At 67.0% G+C, this 17021-nt stretch carries 20 protein-coding genes and 1 tRNA gene; 16 read left to right on the top strand and 5 right to left on the bottom strand.

Annotated elements, in window-relative coordinates:
* The first annotated feature begins 59 nt into the window (after positions 1 to 59).
* Entirely contained in the window at positions 60 to 623 is a 564-nt protein-coding gene (locus tag Psi02_RS04875) for a YceI family protein (protein ID WP_203972204.1), read from the top strand.
* 239 nt (positions 624 to 862) lie between these two features.
* Positions 863 to 954: transfer RNA gene (locus Psi02_RS04880), tRNA-Ser, on the top strand.
* Between the two features lie 47 nt (positions 955 to 1001).
* On the opposite strand, the gene Psi02_RS04885 is transcribed toward Psi02_RS04880, so the two are convergent.
* Positions 1002 to 1382: a hypothetical protein gene (locus Psi02_RS04885; RefSeq protein WP_203972205.1), complete on the bottom strand. Its 381-nt coding sequence runs from the start codon at positions 1380 to 1382 to the stop codon at positions 1002 to 1004.
* Between the two features lie 6 nt (positions 1383 to 1388).
* On the opposite strand from Psi02_RS04885, the gene Psi02_RS04890 reads away from it, so the two are divergent.
* Positions 1389 to 2027, top strand: a complete 639-nt coding sequence (locus tag Psi02_RS04890) for a flavin reductase family protein (RefSeq protein WP_203972206.1) — start codon at positions 1389 to 1391, stop codon at positions 2025 to 2027.
* Between the two features lie 388 nt (positions 2028 to 2415).
* Here the strand turns inward: Psi02_RS04890 and Psi02_RS04895 are convergent, their stop codons facing one another.
* The gene (locus Psi02_RS04895) at positions 2416 to 2544 is read right to left on the bottom strand and encodes a hypothetical protein (protein WP_275415144.1); all 129 of its coding nucleotides are present in this window, start codon (positions 2542 to 2544) and stop codon (positions 2416 to 2418) included.
* 98 nt (positions 2545 to 2642) lie between these two features.
* On the opposite strand from Psi02_RS04895, the gene Psi02_RS04900 reads away from it, so the two are divergent.
* Positions 2643 to 3116, top strand: coding sequence for a carboxymuconolactone decarboxylase family protein (locus Psi02_RS04900; RefSeq protein ID WP_203972208.1), 474 nt, complete (start codon positions 2643 to 2645; stop codon positions 3114 to 3116).
* A gap of 158 nt (positions 3117 to 3274) precedes the next feature.
* On the top strand, positions 3275 to 4198 hold the full coding sequence (locus Psi02_RS04905) for an RNA polymerase sigma-70 factor (protein ID WP_203972209.1): 924 nt from the start codon (positions 3275 to 3277) through the stop codon (positions 4196 to 4198).
* 267 nt (positions 4199 to 4465) lie between these two features.
* Here the strand turns inward: Psi02_RS04905 and Psi02_RS04910 are convergent, their stop codons facing one another.
* On the bottom strand, positions 4466 to 6124 hold the full coding sequence (locus Psi02_RS04910; RefSeq protein ID WP_203972210.1) for a hypothetical protein: 1659 nt from the start codon (positions 6122 to 6124) through the stop codon (positions 4466 to 4468).
* A gap of 196 nt (positions 6125 to 6320) precedes the next feature.
* On the opposite strand from Psi02_RS04910, the gene Psi02_RS04915 reads away from it, so the two are divergent.
* Positions 6321 to 6812 carry a hypothetical protein gene (locus Psi02_RS04915; protein ID WP_203972211.1) on the top strand — a complete coding sequence of 164 codons (492 nt, stop codon included), beginning with the start codon at positions 6321 to 6323 and terminating at the stop codon, positions 6810 to 6812.
* 52 nt (positions 6813 to 6864) lie between these two features.
* Here the strand turns inward: Psi02_RS04915 and Psi02_RS04920 are convergent, their stop codons facing one another.
* Positions 6865 to 7128, bottom strand: coding sequence for a hypothetical protein (locus Psi02_RS04920; protein ID WP_203972212.1), 264 nt, complete (start codon positions 7126 to 7128; stop codon positions 6865 to 6867).
* Positions 7129 to 7611: 483 nt separating this feature from the next.
* Here Psi02_RS04920 and Psi02_RS04925 point away from each other — a divergent pair, with 483 nt between their 5' ends.
* Positions 7612 to 7965 carry a DoxX family protein gene (locus Psi02_RS04925; RefSeq protein ID WP_203972213.1) on the top strand — a complete coding sequence of 118 codons (354 nt, stop codon included), beginning with the start codon at positions 7612 to 7614 and terminating at the stop codon, positions 7963 to 7965.
* A 243-nt stretch (positions 7966 to 8208) separates the two neighbouring features.
* Complete coding sequence (locus tag Psi02_RS04930; RefSeq protein ID WP_203972214.1) at positions 8209 to 8430, top strand: DUF5999 family protein; 222 nt, start codon at positions 8209 to 8211, stop codon at positions 8428 to 8430.
* A 45-nt stretch (positions 8431 to 8475) separates the two neighbouring features.
* Here Psi02_RS04930 and Psi02_RS04935 read toward each other — a convergent pair whose 3' ends face one another.
* Complete coding sequence (locus Psi02_RS04935) at positions 8476 to 9390, bottom strand: AraC family transcriptional regulator (RefSeq protein WP_203972215.1); 915 nt, start codon at positions 9388 to 9390, stop codon at positions 8476 to 8478.
* A gap of 74 nt (positions 9391 to 9464) precedes the next feature.
* Here Psi02_RS04935 and Psi02_RS04940 point away from each other — a divergent pair, with 74 nt between their 5' ends.
* The 8 genes from Psi02_RS04940 to Psi02_RS04975 all read left to right on the top strand — a co-directional run bounded on the left by Psi02_RS04940 (position 9465) and on the right by Psi02_RS04975 (position 16933).
* The gene (locus Psi02_RS04940; protein ID WP_203972216.1) at positions 9465 to 10853 is read left to right on the top strand and encodes an FAD-dependent oxidoreductase; all 1389 of its coding nucleotides are present in this window, start codon (positions 9465 to 9467) and stop codon (positions 10851 to 10853) included.
* 144 nt (positions 10854 to 10997) lie between these two features.
* Positions 10998 to 11489: a DUF2975 domain-containing protein gene (locus tag Psi02_RS04945; RefSeq protein ID WP_203972217.1), complete on the top strand. Its 492-nt coding sequence runs from the start codon at positions 10998 to 11000 to the stop codon at positions 11487 to 11489.
* Entirely contained in the window at positions 11489 to 11710 is a 222-nt protein-coding gene (locus Psi02_RS04950) for a helix-turn-helix domain-containing protein (RefSeq protein ID WP_203972218.1), read from the top strand. Before Psi02_RS04945 ends, Psi02_RS04950 begins: the two co-directional genes overlap by 1 nt.
* A 44-nt stretch (positions 11711 to 11754) precedes the next feature.
* Positions 11755 to 12150: an HAD family hydrolase gene (locus tag Psi02_RS04955; protein ID WP_203972219.1), complete on the top strand. Its 396-nt coding sequence runs from the start codon at positions 11755 to 11757 to the stop codon at positions 12148 to 12150.
* A 147-nt stretch (positions 12151 to 12297) separates the two neighbouring features.
* Positions 12298 to 12744, top strand: a complete 447-nt coding sequence (locus Psi02_RS04960; RefSeq protein WP_203972220.1) for a Fur family transcriptional regulator — start codon at positions 12298 to 12300, stop codon at positions 12742 to 12744.
* 24 nt (positions 12745 to 12768) lie between these two features.
* On the top strand, positions 12769 to 14997 hold the full coding sequence (gene katG, locus Psi02_RS04965) for a catalase/peroxidase HPI (RefSeq protein WP_203972221.1): 2229 nt from the start codon (positions 12769 to 12771) through the stop codon (positions 14995 to 14997).
* Between the two features lie 293 nt (positions 14998 to 15290).
* Complete coding sequence (locus tag Psi02_RS04970) at positions 15291 to 15908, top strand: RNA polymerase sigma factor (RefSeq protein WP_308442203.1); 618 nt, start codon at positions 15291 to 15293, stop codon at positions 15906 to 15908.
* Positions 15905 to 16933, top strand: a complete 1029-nt coding sequence (locus tag Psi02_RS04975) for a CU044_5270 family protein (RefSeq protein WP_203972222.1) — start codon at positions 15905 to 15907, stop codon at positions 16931 to 16933. Before Psi02_RS04970 ends, Psi02_RS04975 begins: the two co-directional genes overlap by 4 nt.
* The last annotated feature ends 88 nt before the right edge of the window (positions 16934 to 17021 follow it).

Genomic DNA, 17021 nt, shown 5'->3' on the forward strand with positions numbered 1-17021 from the left:
TCGTGTAGAAAGTTGTTGCCGCAAGCATCCCAGAGCAAACCAGGCCCAGGAGGGCAACAATGAGCATTCGTGAGTGGGAAGGCCTCAAGATCCCGACGGCCGGCGAGTTCGCCCTCGACAAGGCACACACGCGGGTGGGTTTCGTCGCCAAGCACATGATGGTGTCCAAGGTTCGGGGCCACTTCGCCGACTTCGACTCCAAGATCGTGATCGCGGAGAACCCGCTCGACTCCAGTGTCGAGGTCGTTCTCAAGAGCGGCAGCATCGACACCGGTGTCGCCGACCGTGACGGGCACCTGAAGAGCGACGACTTCCTCTCGGCCGACAAGCACGACGAGATCACCTTCCGCAGCACCAGTGTGAAGGACCACGCCGGCGACGAGTTCACCCTGATCGGCGACCTGACGATCCGTGAGGTCACCCGGGAGGTCGTGCTCAAGGTCGAGTTCGGCGGCGCGGGCACGAGCCCCTACGGCCAGGAGATCTTCGGCTTCTCTGCCGTCACGGAGATCGACCGTGAGGAGTTCGGCCTCACCTGGAACGTGGCCCTGGAGGCCGGTGGCGTTCTGGTGAGCAAGAAGATCAAGATTGAGATCGAGGGCGAAGCCGTCCGCCAGGGCTGATCGACCCCGCTCCACAGACCCAGCCCTTGTCCACAGCCTGTGGACGAGGGCTGTGCATTGTCCTGGGGAAAAGTCGCGTGTCTCGCTTGCCACATCCCACCCGATCTGGGCATATGGTCAACGAGGGGCGTCCTCGTGGCGGTATCCCCGGCGACAGGCCGAAGCCCGTCTTCGGGTGGGATTCCGCTTTGCCGCCTCACGCAATCGCCGGTACTCTGTCCTGAGCCACTCGGCAACCAGGAGGCTTCGCCTAGTCAGGTCTATGGCGCCGCACTGCTAATGCGGTTTGGGTTCGCGCCCATCGGGAGTTCAAATCTCCCAGCCTCCGCCAGATCAAAGCCCCTTTCCCGTTGATCAGGGAAGGGGCTTTTCTGATCTTCAAAGACGCTCTAGTTGCAGTTCTAGTTGCAGTTGCCGGGCGTCGCCCCAGAGGGCGGCCCCCACGCGCTCGCTCGCGCCCTTGACTTTGCGGCATCCATCGGTGCCTACGTCTTGTTGGCGATGTTCGGCAACTTGCTGCTTGAGGATGACCCGGGGTTGTAGATGTTCATCTTCGGGCTGGCTGTACTCGTCACCGGAATCCGGTTGATCATTACAGCCGTCCTCGACCTTCCGAGGTCGAAGCAGGTCACAGGCTGATCGCCCTCGGCGGATTCCTCCCGGAAGCGTGGTGTCCGATTTCTGCCAGCGACTATCGGAGGGGCCGGGCAGAGTCTTCGCGACGCGATGCGACGCGGTCTGGCGAAGGACGAAGGACATGAGGGCATGCACAAGATCTCTGAGCTGAAAGTGCTGTATTTCGGGACCCCGGTGGTCCTGATCGGCTCCCGGAACGAGGACGGCTCGGCGAACCTCTCGCCGATGTCCTCGGCCTGGTGGTTGGACGACTCCTGCATGCTGGGTCTCGGCAACAACGGTCAGACCGCGGCGAATCTGCTGCGCGAACGTGAGTGCGTGTTGAATCTCGCCTCCTCTTCGATGGTCGACGCCGTGGACCGGCTCGCGCTTCTGACCGCGAGAGCGGCGATACCGGACTACCGGGTGCAGCAGGGTTACCGGTACGAGCGAGACAAGTTCGGGGTGGCGGGGCTGACCGAGCAGTCGGCGGAGCTGGTGCGGGCGCCGCGCGTCAAGGAGTGCCCCATCCAGTTGGAGTGCGTGGTGGATGAGGCGCATCCGTTCGGCGGCCCGGAGACGGAGGCGACCGCCTTCCAGGTCAGGGTGGTGCGCGTCCATGTCGAGGAGGAGTTGATCATCCCCGGGACGCACTACGTGGACCCGTTGCGGTGGGATCCGCTCATCATGAAGTTCTGCGAGTTCTTCGGTGGCGGGCAGAACGTGCATCGTTCCAGGCTCGCCGAGGGCTGGAAAATGCCGCATCAGTTCCAACCGGTGTCCGGCTGATCAAGGAACCGTCGCCGCCGCTGCGCTGGAGTTGCTGTTCAGGTTGATCACGCTCGACGTGCGAGCCTTGGACCGGCCCATCACGCCGCATCCTTCGCAGCCGCAGCCGAACGGGACGCACCTGAGCGGGGAGCGCGCATCTCGTGGACCCGGATCGAGCTGCAGTTCTAGTTGCAGTTCCTCGCCGTACCAGGCCGTTCCAGGACGACCGCAGAGCGATGTTGGTCCAGGTGGGACTGATCGGGACGGTCTTGATCCGAGCTGCTAATGCGGTTTGGGTTTGCGCCCATCGGGAGTTCAAATCTCCCAGCCTCCGCCAGATCAAGCCCCTTTCCCGTTGATCAGGGAAGGGGTTTTCTGATCTTCAAAGGCGTCAGGGTTGCAGTTGTCACTCATCGCCCCGGAGAGCGGCCCCCATGCGCTCGCTCGCGTCCTTCACCTGAAGGCTCGCCACGTGGGTGTAGCGCTCCGTCGTGGTGACGCGGGCGTGGCCGAGGATCTCTTGGACCACCCGGATGTCGCTGCTCTCTGCAGGTCACATGCATCCATGTCACTGGGGGTCGGACTACCTCGTCTTAGGGGGTGTAGCCGCAGACGACCACAGAGGAGCACACCATGGACGCGCGACTGAACTACTTCGCCGACCCGACCGCCGGCAAGGTCCTCAAGTACTTCATGACGGCGGGCAAGGCGCTCAAGGACTCGCCGCTACCGACCGCCACGCAGGAGCTGGTAGCGCTTCGCGTAAGTCAGATCAACGGCTGCGCGGTCTGCATCGACATGCACACCAAAGAGGCCGCCGCTGCCGGCGAGACCTCGGTCCGGCTGAACATGGTCGCGGCGTGGCGGGAGGCCACGGTCTTCACCGAGGCCGAGCGTGCCGCGCTGGAGTTGGCGGAGGAGGGGACCCGGGTCGCGGATGCGGCCGGTGGGGTCAGCGACGAGGTGTGGGCGTACGCCGCCAAGCACTACGACGGGGAGCAGCTCACCGCCCTGGTGATCCTGATCTCCTTCATGAACACGGTGAACCGACTGAACATCATCACCCGGCAGCCGGCCGGCAACTACGAACCTGGGCAGTTCCACTGAACGGCATCAGCAACTGGCTCGGGGTCCGGCTGCGGGCTCCGGGCCCCCGGGCTTCGGGGGCGTTACTCTGGCCTGCCGGTGGCCCGGATCTTCAACAGAAGATGCCTGCGCCAGTGAGTACGGCCGGGTGAGAGGGCTTCAAGGGGAGGGGATCCCGTGTGAGCAAGGTCGAAGAGTTCGAGGAGCTGCGACCGCTGCTGTTTTCGATCGCCTATCGGATTCTGGGCAGTGTGAGTGAGGCCGAGGACGCGGTGCAGGAGACATGGCTGCGCTTTGACGGCTCGGCGACCCGGCCCACGTCGACCAAGGCTCTTCTGTCCGCCGCGGTGACGCGGATCTCGATCGATGTGCTGCGCTCCGCGCGGGTGCGGCGGGAGGAGTACGTGGGCCCGTGGTTTCCCGAGCCGCTGCTGAGCGATCCGTATCAGGATCCGGCGCGGTCGGTGGAGCTGGCCGACTCGGTGTCGATGGCGGCGCTGCTGCTGCTGGAGCGGCTCAGCCCGCTGGAGCGAGCGGTGTTTGTGCTGCGGGAGGTGTTCGGCTTCGGGTTCGACGAGGTCGCCGCGGCGGTGGAGCGGTCGGAGGCGGCGTGCCGGCAGCTGCTGGTGCGGGCGAGGCGGCATATGGAGGCCGGGCGGCCGCGCTTCGAAGCGGTCCGCAAAGAGCGGGAGGAACTGGCGTCGCGGTTCTTCGGCGCCCTCCGCGAAGGCGACGTCGCCAGCCTGCAGGAACTGCTCGCCGCCGACGTATCGCTGGTCGGCGACGGCGGCGGCAAGGCCCCGCAGCTGGCCAGGGCCGTCATCGGCGCCGAGAACGTAGCCCGGCTGCTTGCCTCCGTCTTCCTCCGGATGGCCCGGATCGACGTGACGTTCGAGCCGCACGAGATCAACGGCCAGCCGGGCGCGATCTTCCGCGACCGGGACGGCAAGGTGCTCCACACCATAGCGCTCGATGTACTCGACGGGCAGATCCAGACGATCCGCTCGGTGATCAACCCCGACAAGCTCGGGCACGTGGGCCCAGTAGCGGACGCATGGGCGATCGACCGCGAAGTAAGGCAGGCACGCCGGCCCACGGAATAACCGCAACATCCGACCGCACCTCGAACCCCACAAGCACCTCAACACCTTCACCGGCAGGAGCACTTCGCCATCTCGGGGGATGGAGCAAGGAAGACTGCTGGGGAACGCCCGCACTCCGTGGGCGTTCCCCAGATGCAGCCGGGTTTCCCCTGCTTCGCGTCAAGCATCGAAAAGGCCCCGCCGTATCCTCCGCCGCTGGTGGGTGGCGGCGGAGGATGCGGGCGAGGGCCTGTGAGGGCTCGACACCGGCTGTCGTGTCGATCCGCCTCAGCGCACGTCGACGTAGTCCTGGGCGCTCGTCGCAGGCAGGTACACGGAAGTGCCCGGGTACTTGGCCATCCAGGTGCCGTCCTTGCGTGCCTTGAAGCCCTTGTGCCACTTGCCGTGGATGTCGGGGGCGGCAGCGCCCACGTAGGACCAGGTCTTCGACCCGTGCGCCCGGAAGTAGATGTTCACCTTGGCCTTGAGGGGGTGCCAGGCCGAGGTGTAGCGCTTCAAGACGCCGCTCACCGTGATCGTCTTACCCTTGTGCACCGGCTCCGGTTTCGCGTTGAGCGATGAGATCGCCGTCCGGTATTTCACCGTCGCGTGGGCGATGGCGCTGACGGATTCGAGATTGCGGTCGTCGCCGAGGCTTCTGAAGAGCAGCCTCCAGTAGCCGGATGACACGGCGGTCGCGCGGATCTTGAGCTGCCCGTTGGCGCCGGGGGTGCTCTGTCCCGCAGGGGACCAGTGCTTCTTGTCCTTGGAGAACTGCAGATCCACGTAGCCGGTCTTCACCGGAACCGCCGCTCCCGTGGCGGTGCGCCGGGTCAGGACGGCATTCGCGGTGATCTGTGCCCCCTTGCCCGCCGGGTTCGGCGACATGGTGAACCGGCTGAACGACGTGCGGTAGGAGGAGTAAACGACATCCTTGAAGCCCCCACTGCTGGACGCATAGGGGCCCAGGACGTAAACGCCGTCCCGATTCAGGATGGGGGGAGCCGAGAAGTCTACGAACCACTGGCCGGCCTGCGGTACGACCACCGACTTGGAGTAGCTCCCGTCCGATCTCGTGTGCGCCTTACCGAAATCAATCCACTTCCCGTTGTCGGGGTCGGGGTCGTAGGCGTAGATCGTCACGTCCTGACCTGCGGCGCCGGTCCACTGGCCATCGGCCTTCTTGCGCTCGAGCCGGCCCTTGACCAGGACGGTGGTGCCGATGACCTTCGGCAAGGAGGAGAACCCGACGGACAGCCTGGTCTGCTGGGTGCGCACCTTGAGGTGGCTCCGCGTCGAATCGGCCCTGAAGTACTGCGGGCCACCCGAATAGCTCGCGTAGGCGTCGCCCTCGATCATGTTCGTGTCGGAGCCCCTGATGTACAGATGCGCGCGGCTGGAGAACCTTCCCTCCGAGTCGGTCGTTCCATAGCCGACGCAGGCACCGTTGAGGTTCAGGCAGATCGTCGCGCCGGGGACCCCGACCTCGCGGCTGACCAGGCCGTCGTAGACCAACAGCTGCCCCGCGTACGTCACGGTGTCATGGTCGGCGTCCAGAGTGGACGGCGAGATGCTGACCTCGCTGAACCGCGTCGTGCCACGCAGGTCGAAGCGGCCGGCCGACTGCCTGGTGACCGTAGCACCGGAGGCGTCGGTGACTTCGACGCCGATGTCGGTGAGACCCATCTTGAGCGTCACCGGCTGGGTGGTTCGCCAGACACCGTCGGTCACGGTCCCGCTGACCAGTGCGAAGTCCTCGACCGTCGCGAACGGCTCGCCACTGTTGGACAACCGCAGCCTCGCCGTGATCTTGGTGATGGGGCTGTCCGAGGCCGCGCTCACCTCGATCGGTGTGCTCCATCCTGGGGTGGTGAGCGTGGCCGACCGAATCGTCAGCGCCCCGGCGGAGGCAGGGTGGGCGATGACGACCAGCATGGCGGCGAGCACGATGCCTAAGAAAAGGGTGAACGGCTTTCGCCAGGAAATTACATTCTTCGGGTGTTTCGGCACGGCGATGAGACGTCCAATGGGCGATCAAGGTTTACCGCGGCCACGAAATCGACCTCGAGCCCTCCCTGATCCTGGCGTCAGGCGTGCGAAGCAGGGTTTGTGTGTAGGGCGATGTGTCTGCCACGGTGCTCGGATGGCTGTACTTCTGGGTGACAAGCACAGGTTCGGTGTGGAGGTCGGCGACTGGGACGGTCCGGCACTGCGTCGAGTGGATCTGTGGGTCGCGGGTCAATGGCTGACCTGTGAGGACAATGCGGCCTTCGTCGCGCAGTTCCGTCTTTCTGTGGCGGCTACCGCGGACAGGGTGCGTTCCGGCGGGGTTTCGCCCCTGCCCTTCGACGGGTCTCCTGCTGCCGCTCATCGACGGCTCATCGATGGGATCAGCAACTTCGTAGAGGACTACGAGCGGTTTTGGATCTTCAACGACTGGGGGCCCACCACGGACAATGTGCTGGCCCTCCTCTTCCGCGACGGTGACCAGTTGGTGATCACGTCGGAGTTCTGCCGTGAGGATCACCTGTCGGAGCATCCCGAGCATGCGGGAACGGTGTTTGTGGCCGAACTCCAGGCGGGGGAGTTCGTCGGAATCCTCGAGGAGTTGGTCGCGGTTCTCGACCATGGTTAGGGCCCTGCCCGAGAGCTGATGACAAACGTTCACCGGGGTTGCGGCCACGCGGCTAGTCCACCGGTCGACCCACCTCGCCAAGGGTGTCCAAGAGCCTCTCCCGGGCGGTACTCATGCGGTTGCCGTAGTCCGATATGAAAACCTCCGCCAGTGAGGTCTCCAGCGCTCCGGCGATCAGGTGTAGCGGCGACCAGACCGCGCGGTCCTGGCCAACCAAGCTGTCCAACTCTGCAGTACCGATCACGCGGTAGAGCCAGTCAGAGAGCACCAACGCCTGATCCCGCGTCAACGTGATCGTGAAGTCTCCCTCGGCCATTTGCCGAGGTTATCTTTCGGGCAGCGGTCCGCGTGGCCCTGAGCACCCACTCGGGCACGTCGTCCTCGTCGATGTCACGAGCGATCGTCAGCGCAACGCCGCTCGCTCATGATCGCCTTCAGGCCTGGATCGAGCCGGCCGTCTCTTTGGCCCGGATGGATTGGTCATGGTGTCGACGGCTCCCTTGGGCGCATCTGCCCTCACCCATTCGACGAGACACCGCACCGAACTGTGAGGTGAGCGTCGCCTGACATTCCCAGCAGTTGTGTCGTCGGACTACTGGGACACCGGGTCGCAAGGCTCGAACATCGCTGAGATCGAGAGGGGAGACCTCGCCATGCCCACGCGCACGCCGTCGCCTCGCACACGCTCAGGTAGTCGTCGTACCTCACGCCGCCCCCCGAAGACGCGCAGCGATCAACGATGCATCGGCCGGTTTTCTCAACGGAAGTTCTTGAAGCAGACAACCACGAAGGAGGGCTCATGTTCGCCGCTTATGTCACGGTCACCATCTTCGCCTCGCTATTGAACGGCAGCGCTGCCGTCGTCTACCTGATCGGCCACGAATTTCCAAAGGCTCAGTTGGACATGAAGCGCTTGCCACGGTCGTGGGCACCGGTGTTGGGCATGTTGCTGGCGGCGGGCTCTTTTGGGCTGTTGGGCGGGTTCGCCGTACCGATGCTGGGGACACTCGCTGCCGCCGGCCTCGTGCTGTATTTCATCGGCGCGCTCCTTGCGCACCTGCGTGTGGGTTCCCGCACGCTCGTGAATTGGGCCGGATTCCTCGCCACCGCGGTGGCCGCACTTGCCGTGAACCTGGTCTACAACTGGTCATGATCCGTGGAGACAGGAACGCGTGAAGCCGTGGGCGCCGGACAGCCGCCCTCCCGTGCGGGACGGTCCGTGTGATCCATGGCCGTCAGGTTGTGGATCTGACCGCTGTCTCCGGCGTGCCGGGTAGCGGGAAGGCTCCGGTACCGCCTGCCTGCCTTGGAGAACTGGTGCTGACCGTGTAGACGGTGAGCCCCGGTGCGGCGATCGTTGGTGGTGTAACAGGTTCTCGTGCAAGAGGAGGGCGTCATGTGCGCGCACTGGCCTCGATGCCCCGCAGCGAATGCCACCGACCACACGGCCGCCTGTGTCGTATGCGCCCATCCGGAGCAGGGCTGGAGTCTGCTCTGCAACGGCGTGGTGCTCTTCGACGACAGCGGCGAACTGTTCCCCGACGGACACGCCGTCGCACCGCGGGACCGGTGCGGACACGCCGTCGCACCGCGGGACCGGATCTGCGCTGCTGCCTGAGCGAACCGGCTGAACGATGATCAGGCGGCTCCGCCGGCGAGCCCGTCAGTACAAGCGCTGGAGGGTGCGGCGGAATCGGGCCGGGGTGGAACCAGTGGCCTGGCGGAAAGCCCGGTTGAACGCGGATTCCGAGCCGTACCCCACTCCGGCCGCGACCGCGGCGACGGTGAGGTCGGTCTCGACGAGGCGCTCGGCCGCGATCATCATCCGGATCTGCGTGACGAACTCGCCCGCCGTCAGTTCCGTGGACCGCGAGAAGTTGCGGGCGAGTGTGGCCCGCGACATGGCCGCCACCTCAGCCAGTCGCGCGACCGTCCAGTGGTCGCCGGGATCTTGCAGCACCGCTTCGATGACCAGTCGGAGCCGCGGATCATCGGCGGCGGTCCACGCGGGCGCCCCGACGAACCGGCTCGGCGATGCCCGCAGCACCATGGCGAGCAGCGCGTTGCACAGGGACGACAGGATCGCCCTGGTGCCGAGCCCGTCATGGCGCGCTTCCCGCCGCATGACGGTGCTCAGCACCCGCACGATCTCATCGGCCTCATCGGCCTGCCCGAACGACACCTGAAGGGGGTCGGGCAGACTCCGGAACAGCATGCCCCCCGCGCCGGAGCCGAACGTGTAATAGCCGCAGAGCAGGTCCATGACGAGCTCGCCGCTCTGGCTGCGCATGATCGAAAAGGCGTCGCCCGGCTCCTCGACGGCGCCTCGGCCGCCCGCGCCGGCCGTCCGGACGCGGTGGGCCTGGCCGCCGGGCAGCAGCGCGATGTCGCCCGCCGTCAACTCGATGTGCCGGCCGGGCACCTCGAGCGTGCACACGCCGTCGAGCAGCACATGGAAGGCCGCCTTGCCCGTGCCGTACGCGGGCACGTCCATCGTCGTCGCGCCGGCGAAGAGGCAACGCTTGTCCAGGATGGCCTGTGGCTTCGCCAGGCGGACGATCTCACTGATCCAGTCCATGATGAGACGATCCCGAAGAAAAATGAGATGAATCCGTCTTATGCGCTCAATCTTAGTTGGTCAAGACTGGCGCCATGACCATCTCCAACCACGTTCTGCGCGCCGATGTCCTGGTCATCGGCTTCGGGAAGGGCGGCAAGACCGTGGCCGCCGAGATGGGCCGCCGAGGCAGGAACGTCGTGCTCGTTGAGCAGTCGGACCGCATGTACGGCGGCACCTGCCCCAACGTCGGATGCGTGCCGACGAAGGCGCTCGTGCACCACTCCGGCAAGCGCCGTGCCGACGACTCTCCGCAGGAGTGGTACGAGCGCGCCGTAGGCAGCGTCCAGGCGCTCACCACGCTCTTCCGCGGCAGTAACCACGACGCGATGAACGACGCCGACACCGTCACGGTCGTCACCGGCCGGGCCGCGTTCGTCGACCCGCACACTGTGGTCGTCGGAACAGGCGAGGACCAGCTCGCCGTCACCGCCGAGACCATCCTGATCAACACCGGCTCCGAGCCGATCATCCCGGACATTCCCGGCCTGCGCGCCAGCAAGCGGGTCGTGACGAGTGCCGACCTCATCCAGACGACGGAGCTGCCGGAGCGGCTCGCGATCATAGGCGGCGGGTACCTCGGAATCGAGTTCGCCTCCATATACCGCCGCTTCGGCTCGCAGGTCACCGTGCTCGAATCCGCCCCCAAGATCCTCGGCCGGCTGGACGACGACGTCGCTGCCGGGGCTGAGGGCATCCTCCTGGGCGAGGGAATCGAGATCGTCACCGGCGTGCGTGTCACCGAGGTGCGCGACGGCGAGAGCGCCACGACCGTCGTCTACGAAGAGAACGGCTGGCGGCGGACCGTCGAGGCCGACGCCGTGCTCGCCGCTACCGGGCGCGCGCCGGCGATCCGTGATCTCGGGCTCGAGGCCGCCGGTGTCCGCACGACCGATCGCGGCGCGATCGCGGTCGACGAGCACCTGCGGACGAGCCGGCCACACATCTTCGCCCTCGGCGACGTCAACGGCGGGCCGCAGTTCACCTACGTCTCCCTCGACGACAGCCGCATCGTCATGGATCAGCTCGTCGGGGAGGGTCGCCGGTCGACGGCGGACCGGGTGGCGATCCCCAACACCCTCTTCATGACCCCGCCGCTGGCGACCGTGGGCATCACGGAGAAGCAGGCCCGCGAGACGGGCCGCAGGGTGAAGATCGCCAGCGAGCTGGTGGCCGACATCGTGGCCATGCCTCGCGCATACGTCGTCGAGGAGACGCGCGGTGTCATGAAATTCGTGATCGACGCCGAGACGGACGAGATCCTCGGAGCGGCGCTACTGAGCATCGACGCGCAGGAGCTGATCAACACGGTCGCGCTCGCCATGCGGCACGGCATCAAGGCGGCCGAACTGCGCGACGGCGTCTACACCCATCCCAGCTCCACGGAGGCGTTCAACGAGGTGCTCGGCACCATCGTGCGCTGAGGGCCCGGCCACGCGGCGCTCCGTCGTGACGCGTGGCATGAGGCGATTTCACGCTGGACAGGGTGGAGCCTGATTGCTCGCACCGCTTGCCGTACCTATCGATTTTCGATAGATTTCCATCGCAACGCGATGGAAGGATGGGTCATGGGAAAGCTGGCAGTGCGTGCGCTTCGCGCCGTGCTCGCGCTGGTGCTCACCGGCACCGTATTCGTACAGGCGGGGATGGTGTGGGCGTTGGTCAGCGGGAGCGACCCGGAGGACGGGTCGCTCCCGCTGACCCCGCTGCGCGTGATCACGATCCTGGGCATGGTGTCGGCCCAGGTCGCCCTGGTCTGCGTATGGCGGCTGGTGACGATGGTGCGACGCGGAACCGTGTTCTCCCACGCCGCCTTCCGGTACGTGGACGTCGTGATCGGCGCGATCGTGGCGGCCGCCCTCGTGTGGTTCGCGGTCACTGCCATCAATGCGCCGGGCCAGCGGGACGACCCGGGCGTCACCGTCATCATGGCCGGGGTCGGCGTGGCCATCCTGGGGGTTGCGCTCATCGTGCTCGTGCTGCGGATGCTGCTCGCCCAGGCCGTCGCGCGCGACGTCGAGGCGGCGCAGATGCAGGCCGAGTTGGACGAGGTGATCTGATGCCGATCGCCGTCGACATCGACGTGATGCTGGCCAGGCGGAAGATGTCCGTGGGCGAGCTCGCGGACCGCGTCGGGATCACGCCCGCCAACCTGGCGGTGCTCAAGAACGGCCGCGCCAAGGCGGTGCGCTTCGCGACGCTCGCCGCTCTCTGCGAGGCGCTCGAGTGTCAGCCGGGAGACCTGCTGCATTGGGAGGCCGAGGACTACGCGGAGGGGTGACATAGGCTGAGGCAGGCACGTCTCCCGCAGCCGAACAGGTGCTCATGCTCGACTTTCCCCTCCACTCGGCTCCGCCGTATGCCGCGTTGGTCTTCGATTGTGACGGCACTCTCGTCGACACCACTGCCGCGAACGAAGGCGCTTGGCGCACCGCGCTGGCGGAGTGGGAGATCGACCTCGACTCAGGGTGGTATCGCGCCCGTACCGGGCTGCCCGGAGACCTCCTGATGACCGAGTTGAAGGCGGAGGCCGGGCGGGAGTTCGACGACGCCGCTGTGCGTGCCGCCGCGCAAGATGCTTACAGCAGGCTCGTCGATACGGTGGAACCGCATGCGGCCGTGGTGGCTGTGGCTCGGGCCCACCATGGGCAGGTGCCGATGGCCGTGGCCTCAGGTGGTTGTACGACCATCCCTCGGCCGCGATCTCGCCAGGTGACGTGATCACCACGTCTTCCGCCGGTCCGAGACCACGGTCCGGACGGCATGTCACGCCACAACGAGGCGAACATCGCCCGACGCGACGACACCAAGACTTGTACCATTCATTCACTTGGATTGTTCGTGTTTATGAAGGTAGGTTTGGGCGCCATGACCGCACCCAAGACTCCGACCACCGCCGAGGAACTGCGCGGAGTCGGCCTGCGGGTGACGGCCGCCCGCGTCGCATTACTCGAGACCGTCCGGGACGGTGACCACCTCGGCGTCGAGGCGATCGCCTCCGGGGTGCGCGATCGCGTGGGCCATGTCTCCCTCCAGGCCGTGTACGAGGCGCTCCACGCGCTCACCGCGGCGGGACTCGTCCGGCGCATCGAACCGGCGGGCAGCCCGGCCCGGTTCGAGGGACGCATCGGGGACAACCACCACCACATCGTGTGCCGGTCGTGCGGTGCCGTCGCCGACGTCGACTGCGCGGTCGGCCATGCGCCCTGCCTGGCCGCATCCGACGACCACGGCTTCACGATCGACGAGGCCGAGGTCATCTACTGGGGCCTGTGCCCCGACTGTTCCACCACCCGCAGTTCCTTAGCAGTGTGATTCACCTAGTTCTGAAGGATTTCCATGTCTGAGAACAATGATGCAATCGTCGTAGACGCGAAGACGGAGGGCGGTGGCTGCCCGGTCGCGCACGGGCGCGCCCCGCACCCGACTCAGGGCGGCGGAAACCGGCAGTGGTGGCCGGAGCGGCTCAACCTGAAGATCCTCGCCAAGAACCCCGCCGTGGCCAACCCCCTCGGCGAGGGGTTCGACTACGCAGAGGCGTTCAATTCCCTCGACCTCGCGGCCGTGAAGCAGGACATCGCGGAGGTGCTGACGACCTCGCAGGACTGGTGGCCGGCCGACTTCGGCAACTACGGCCCGTTCATGATCCGGATGGCGTGGCACAGCGCCGGCACCTACCGGATCAGCGACGGCCGCGGCGGCGCAGGGGCCGGCCAGCAGCGCTTCGCCCCCCTCAACAGCTGGCCGGACAACGGCAACCTCGACAAGGCTCGCCGCCTGCTGTGGCCGGTCAAGAAGAAGTACGGCAAGAGCCTCTCGTGGGCCGACCTCATGATCCTCACCGGCAACGTCGCCCTGGAGTCGATGGGCTTCAAGACCTTCGGCTACGCCGGCGGTCGCGCGGACGTCTGGGAGCCCGACGAGGACGTCTACTGGGGTCCCGAGACCACCTGGCTCGGCGACGAGCGCTACACCGGCGACCGGGAGCTCGAGAGCCCCCTCGGCGCGGTCCAGATGGGCCTCATCTACGTCAACCCGGAGGGCCCGAACGGCAACCCGGACCCGCTCGCCTCGGCTCGCGACATCCGTGAGACGTTCCGCCGGATGGCGATGAACGACGAGGAGACGGTCGCCCTGATCGCGGGTGGCCACACCTTCGGCAAGACCCACGGCGCGGGCCCGGCCGACCACGTCGGCGACGATCCCGAGGCCGCCTCGATCGAGGAGCAGGGCCTCGGCTGGAAGAACACCTTCGGCACCGGCAAGGGCGCCGACACGATCACCAGCGGTCTCGAGGGCATCTGGACCAGCACCCCGACGGCGTGGAGCAACGGCTTCTTCGAGAACCTGTTCCGCTACGAGTGGGAGCTGTTCCAGAGCCCGGCCGGCGCGAACCAGTGGCGGCCGAAGGACGGCGCCGGGGCGGGCACCGTGCCCGACGCCCACGACCCGTCGAAGCGCCACGCCCCGACGATGCTGACGGCCGACCTCGCGCTCCGCGCCGACCCGGTATACGAGCAGATCTCGCGGCGCTTCTACGAGAACCCCGACCAGTTCGCGGACGCCTTCGCCCGGGCGTGGTTCAAGCTGACCCACCGCGACATGGGCCCGATCGTGCGCTACCTCGGCCCGGAGGTCCCGGCCGAGACGCTGCTGTGGCAGGACCCCCTCCCCGCGGTGACGCACGAGCTCGTCGACGCCGCGGACATCGCCTCCCTCAAGGTCCGGATCCTGGCCTCGGGCCTGCCGGTGTCGCAGCTCGTGTCCGCCGCGTGGGCGTCGGCCTCGTCCTTCCGCGGCAGCGACAAGCGCGGCGGCGCCAACGGCGCGCGCGTCCGCCTCGAGCCGCAGAGCGGGTGGGAGGTCAACGACCCCGAGCAGCTGGCCACGGTGCTGCGCACACTGGAGGGGATCCAGGAGACCTTCAACGCGGCTCAGACCGGCGGCAAGCAGGTCTCGCTCGCCGACCTGATCGTGCTCGCCGGCGGTGCGGCCGTCGAGCAGGCCGCCAAGGACGCCGGCTTCGACGTCGAGGTCCCCTTCACGCCGGGCCGCGTGGACGCGTCGCTGGAGCAGACCGACGTGGAGTCGTTCGCCGCGCTCGAGCCGACCGCCGACGGGTTCCGCAACTACCTCGGGAAGGGCAACCGGCTGCCGGCCGAGTACCTGCTGCTCGACCGGGCGAACCTGCTGACCCTGAGCGCCCCCGAGATGACGGTCCTCGTCGGTGGCCTCCGCGTCCTGGGTGCGAACTCCCAGCAGTCGCCGCTCGGCGTCTTCACCACGACCCCCGGATCCTTGACCAACGACTTCTTCGTCAACCTGCTCGACCTGGGCACGACGTGGAAGGCGACATCGGAGGACGCGAACACGTTCGAGGGTCGCGACGCCGCCACGGGTGACGTCAAGTGGACCGGCAGCCGCGCCGACCTCGTCTTCGGGTCGAACTCCGAGCTGCGTGCGCTCGCGGAGGTCTACGCGAGCGATGACGCGAAGGAGAAGTTCGTGAACGACTTCGTCGCGGCGTGGAACAAGGTGATGGAGCTCGACCGGTTCGACCTGGTCTGATCATGACGTTCAGGCCGGTCCGCACGGTCCGGCCTGAACGCCCTCAGCCAGAAGGATCTCGACGTCGTCCGCCTCTGGGGCGACGTCGTCCCTGCGGGCACAGTCCCCCAACGTGACATCGGCCACGTCCACCGGGTAACCGGCCTTGGACGTGGCCGATTTTCTTGACGCGGTCCTCGGCGGCCGAGTGACGAAGATGCCGAGTGACGAAATAGAGGGAACCGGAAGTCCCGGGTCTGTCGAGTACGGGGTGAAATCCACTTGGAAAGGACCCCCATGGACGGACGTGGTTGGTGTTGATCGCCCCTCCTGACGCGGGACCGTACGCCTTCGCGGAAGGCCTGACCGACGCGGTCCTGTTCGAGCAGTCTCTGAAACAGCCAGAGCGGTTCGCGGCCGTCTTCGACCGGCACAACGATGAGATCTATCGCTATGCCGTCAGGCGGCTCGGGCCGGAGATGGCCGAGGACGTCGTCGCCGAGACCTTCCTCACGGCCTTCCGCAAGCGTGGCACGTACGACAGGGAGCGCCCGGACGCCCGTCCGTGGCTGTACGGCATCGCGACCCATGCCGTACGCGAGCACCGGCGGGCGGAGGTCCGGCGTAACAAGGCGCTGGCCCGCAGTGAGGCCCACGGCGCGGTCGAGTCGTTCGACGAGCGCAGCGCCTCCAGGGTGACCGCCGAGCGGCTGCAGCCCAAACTCGCCGCGGTGCTGGCCCGGTTGTCGGCGGCCGACCGTGACCTGCTGCTGCTCATCGCGTGGGCGGACCTCACGTACGAGGAGGCGGCCCAGGCGCTCGGGGTGCCCATCGGGACGGTCCGATCCCGGTTGCACCGAATCCGTACGAAGGTGCGTCGTGCACTCGGCGGCACCGATCCGATGGCGATGAACGAGGAGTCTGCGGTATGAGCACCGACGAGATCACGACCTTCCGCGAGGCCCGCCCGGAGGCGACGCCGTACGACTCCGGAGCGAGGGCCCGCCTGCGCGCCCGGCTGGTCGACGAGGCCACGGCGGTGCCGCACGCGCGTCCGCTCGGAGGGTGGTCGGCGCGTCGCCGCTTCGTGACGGTCGGGGTCCTCACCGCCGCACTCGTGGCCGGCATCACCGTCGTACAGAACATCGATCTGAGCGGCCGTCCCACGGGGAACCCCACCACGCCGGGTGAGTCGCGAAGGCCTCTTCTGCTGGGTCCGGTCGCCAACGCCGAGGACCTGGCGCAGGCGGCGGCGCAGCAGGCCGCCGCCGACCCCGACGCACGACCCCGCCCGGACCAGTGGTCCTACGCGAAGACCGTCTTGGCCATGTCTTCGAAGGGAACGGGCGGCGCGCTGTTCGGTCCGCCTGACAGGCGTCTCACGGTGGAGCAGTGGCGCCGCGTGGACGGCAAGCAGTCGGCGACCATCGAGGAAGGGAAACTCCAGATACAGAATGCCGCGGGGATGGGCGCCTCGCCCCGCAGCGATTACCCGTATCTGCTGTCGCTCCCCGAAGACGCGGATGCGCTCCTCGACCAGGTGTACAAGGTGGTGGACGAGGAGAACGGCGGTGAGAAGGTGCCCAGCACAGCGCGGGCGGACAGGGCGTTCCAGGTCATCGAGATCTACATGCGGGACAGTGCCCTGCCGTCCAAGCTGCGGGCCGCGATGTACGGGGCACTCGCGAAGATCCCGGGAGTGCGGTACGAGGCCAAGGCCGCGGACATCCAGGGGAGGCCGGGCGTCACCCTCTACCGAATCGTCGAGGGTTACCTGCGCAGCGAGATCATCGTGAACCCGAAGACCTACGAGTACATGGGGTTCCGCTTCATCGCCGTCAAGGATCACGTCTCCACAGGTCTCGACATGGATCTTCACACGAAGAAGGGCCAGATTCTCGGGTGGGGCGGCCTGCTCAAGGCGACCATCGTCGACAGGGCCGGCCAGCGGTCCTAGTGCGTCGGTCGTAGTACCAGGGGCGAACGACTCCGAACTCCGGCGAGCGTCCGCGGCGCCGCCGGAGCGAGCGAGACAGGTGAGTGCC

It is taken from the genome of Planotetraspora silvatica, from assembly GCF_016863315.1.
GTDB classification, from domain to species: domain Bacteria; phylum Actinomycetota; class Actinomycetes; order Streptosporangiales; family Streptosporangiaceae; genus Planotetraspora; species Planotetraspora silvatica.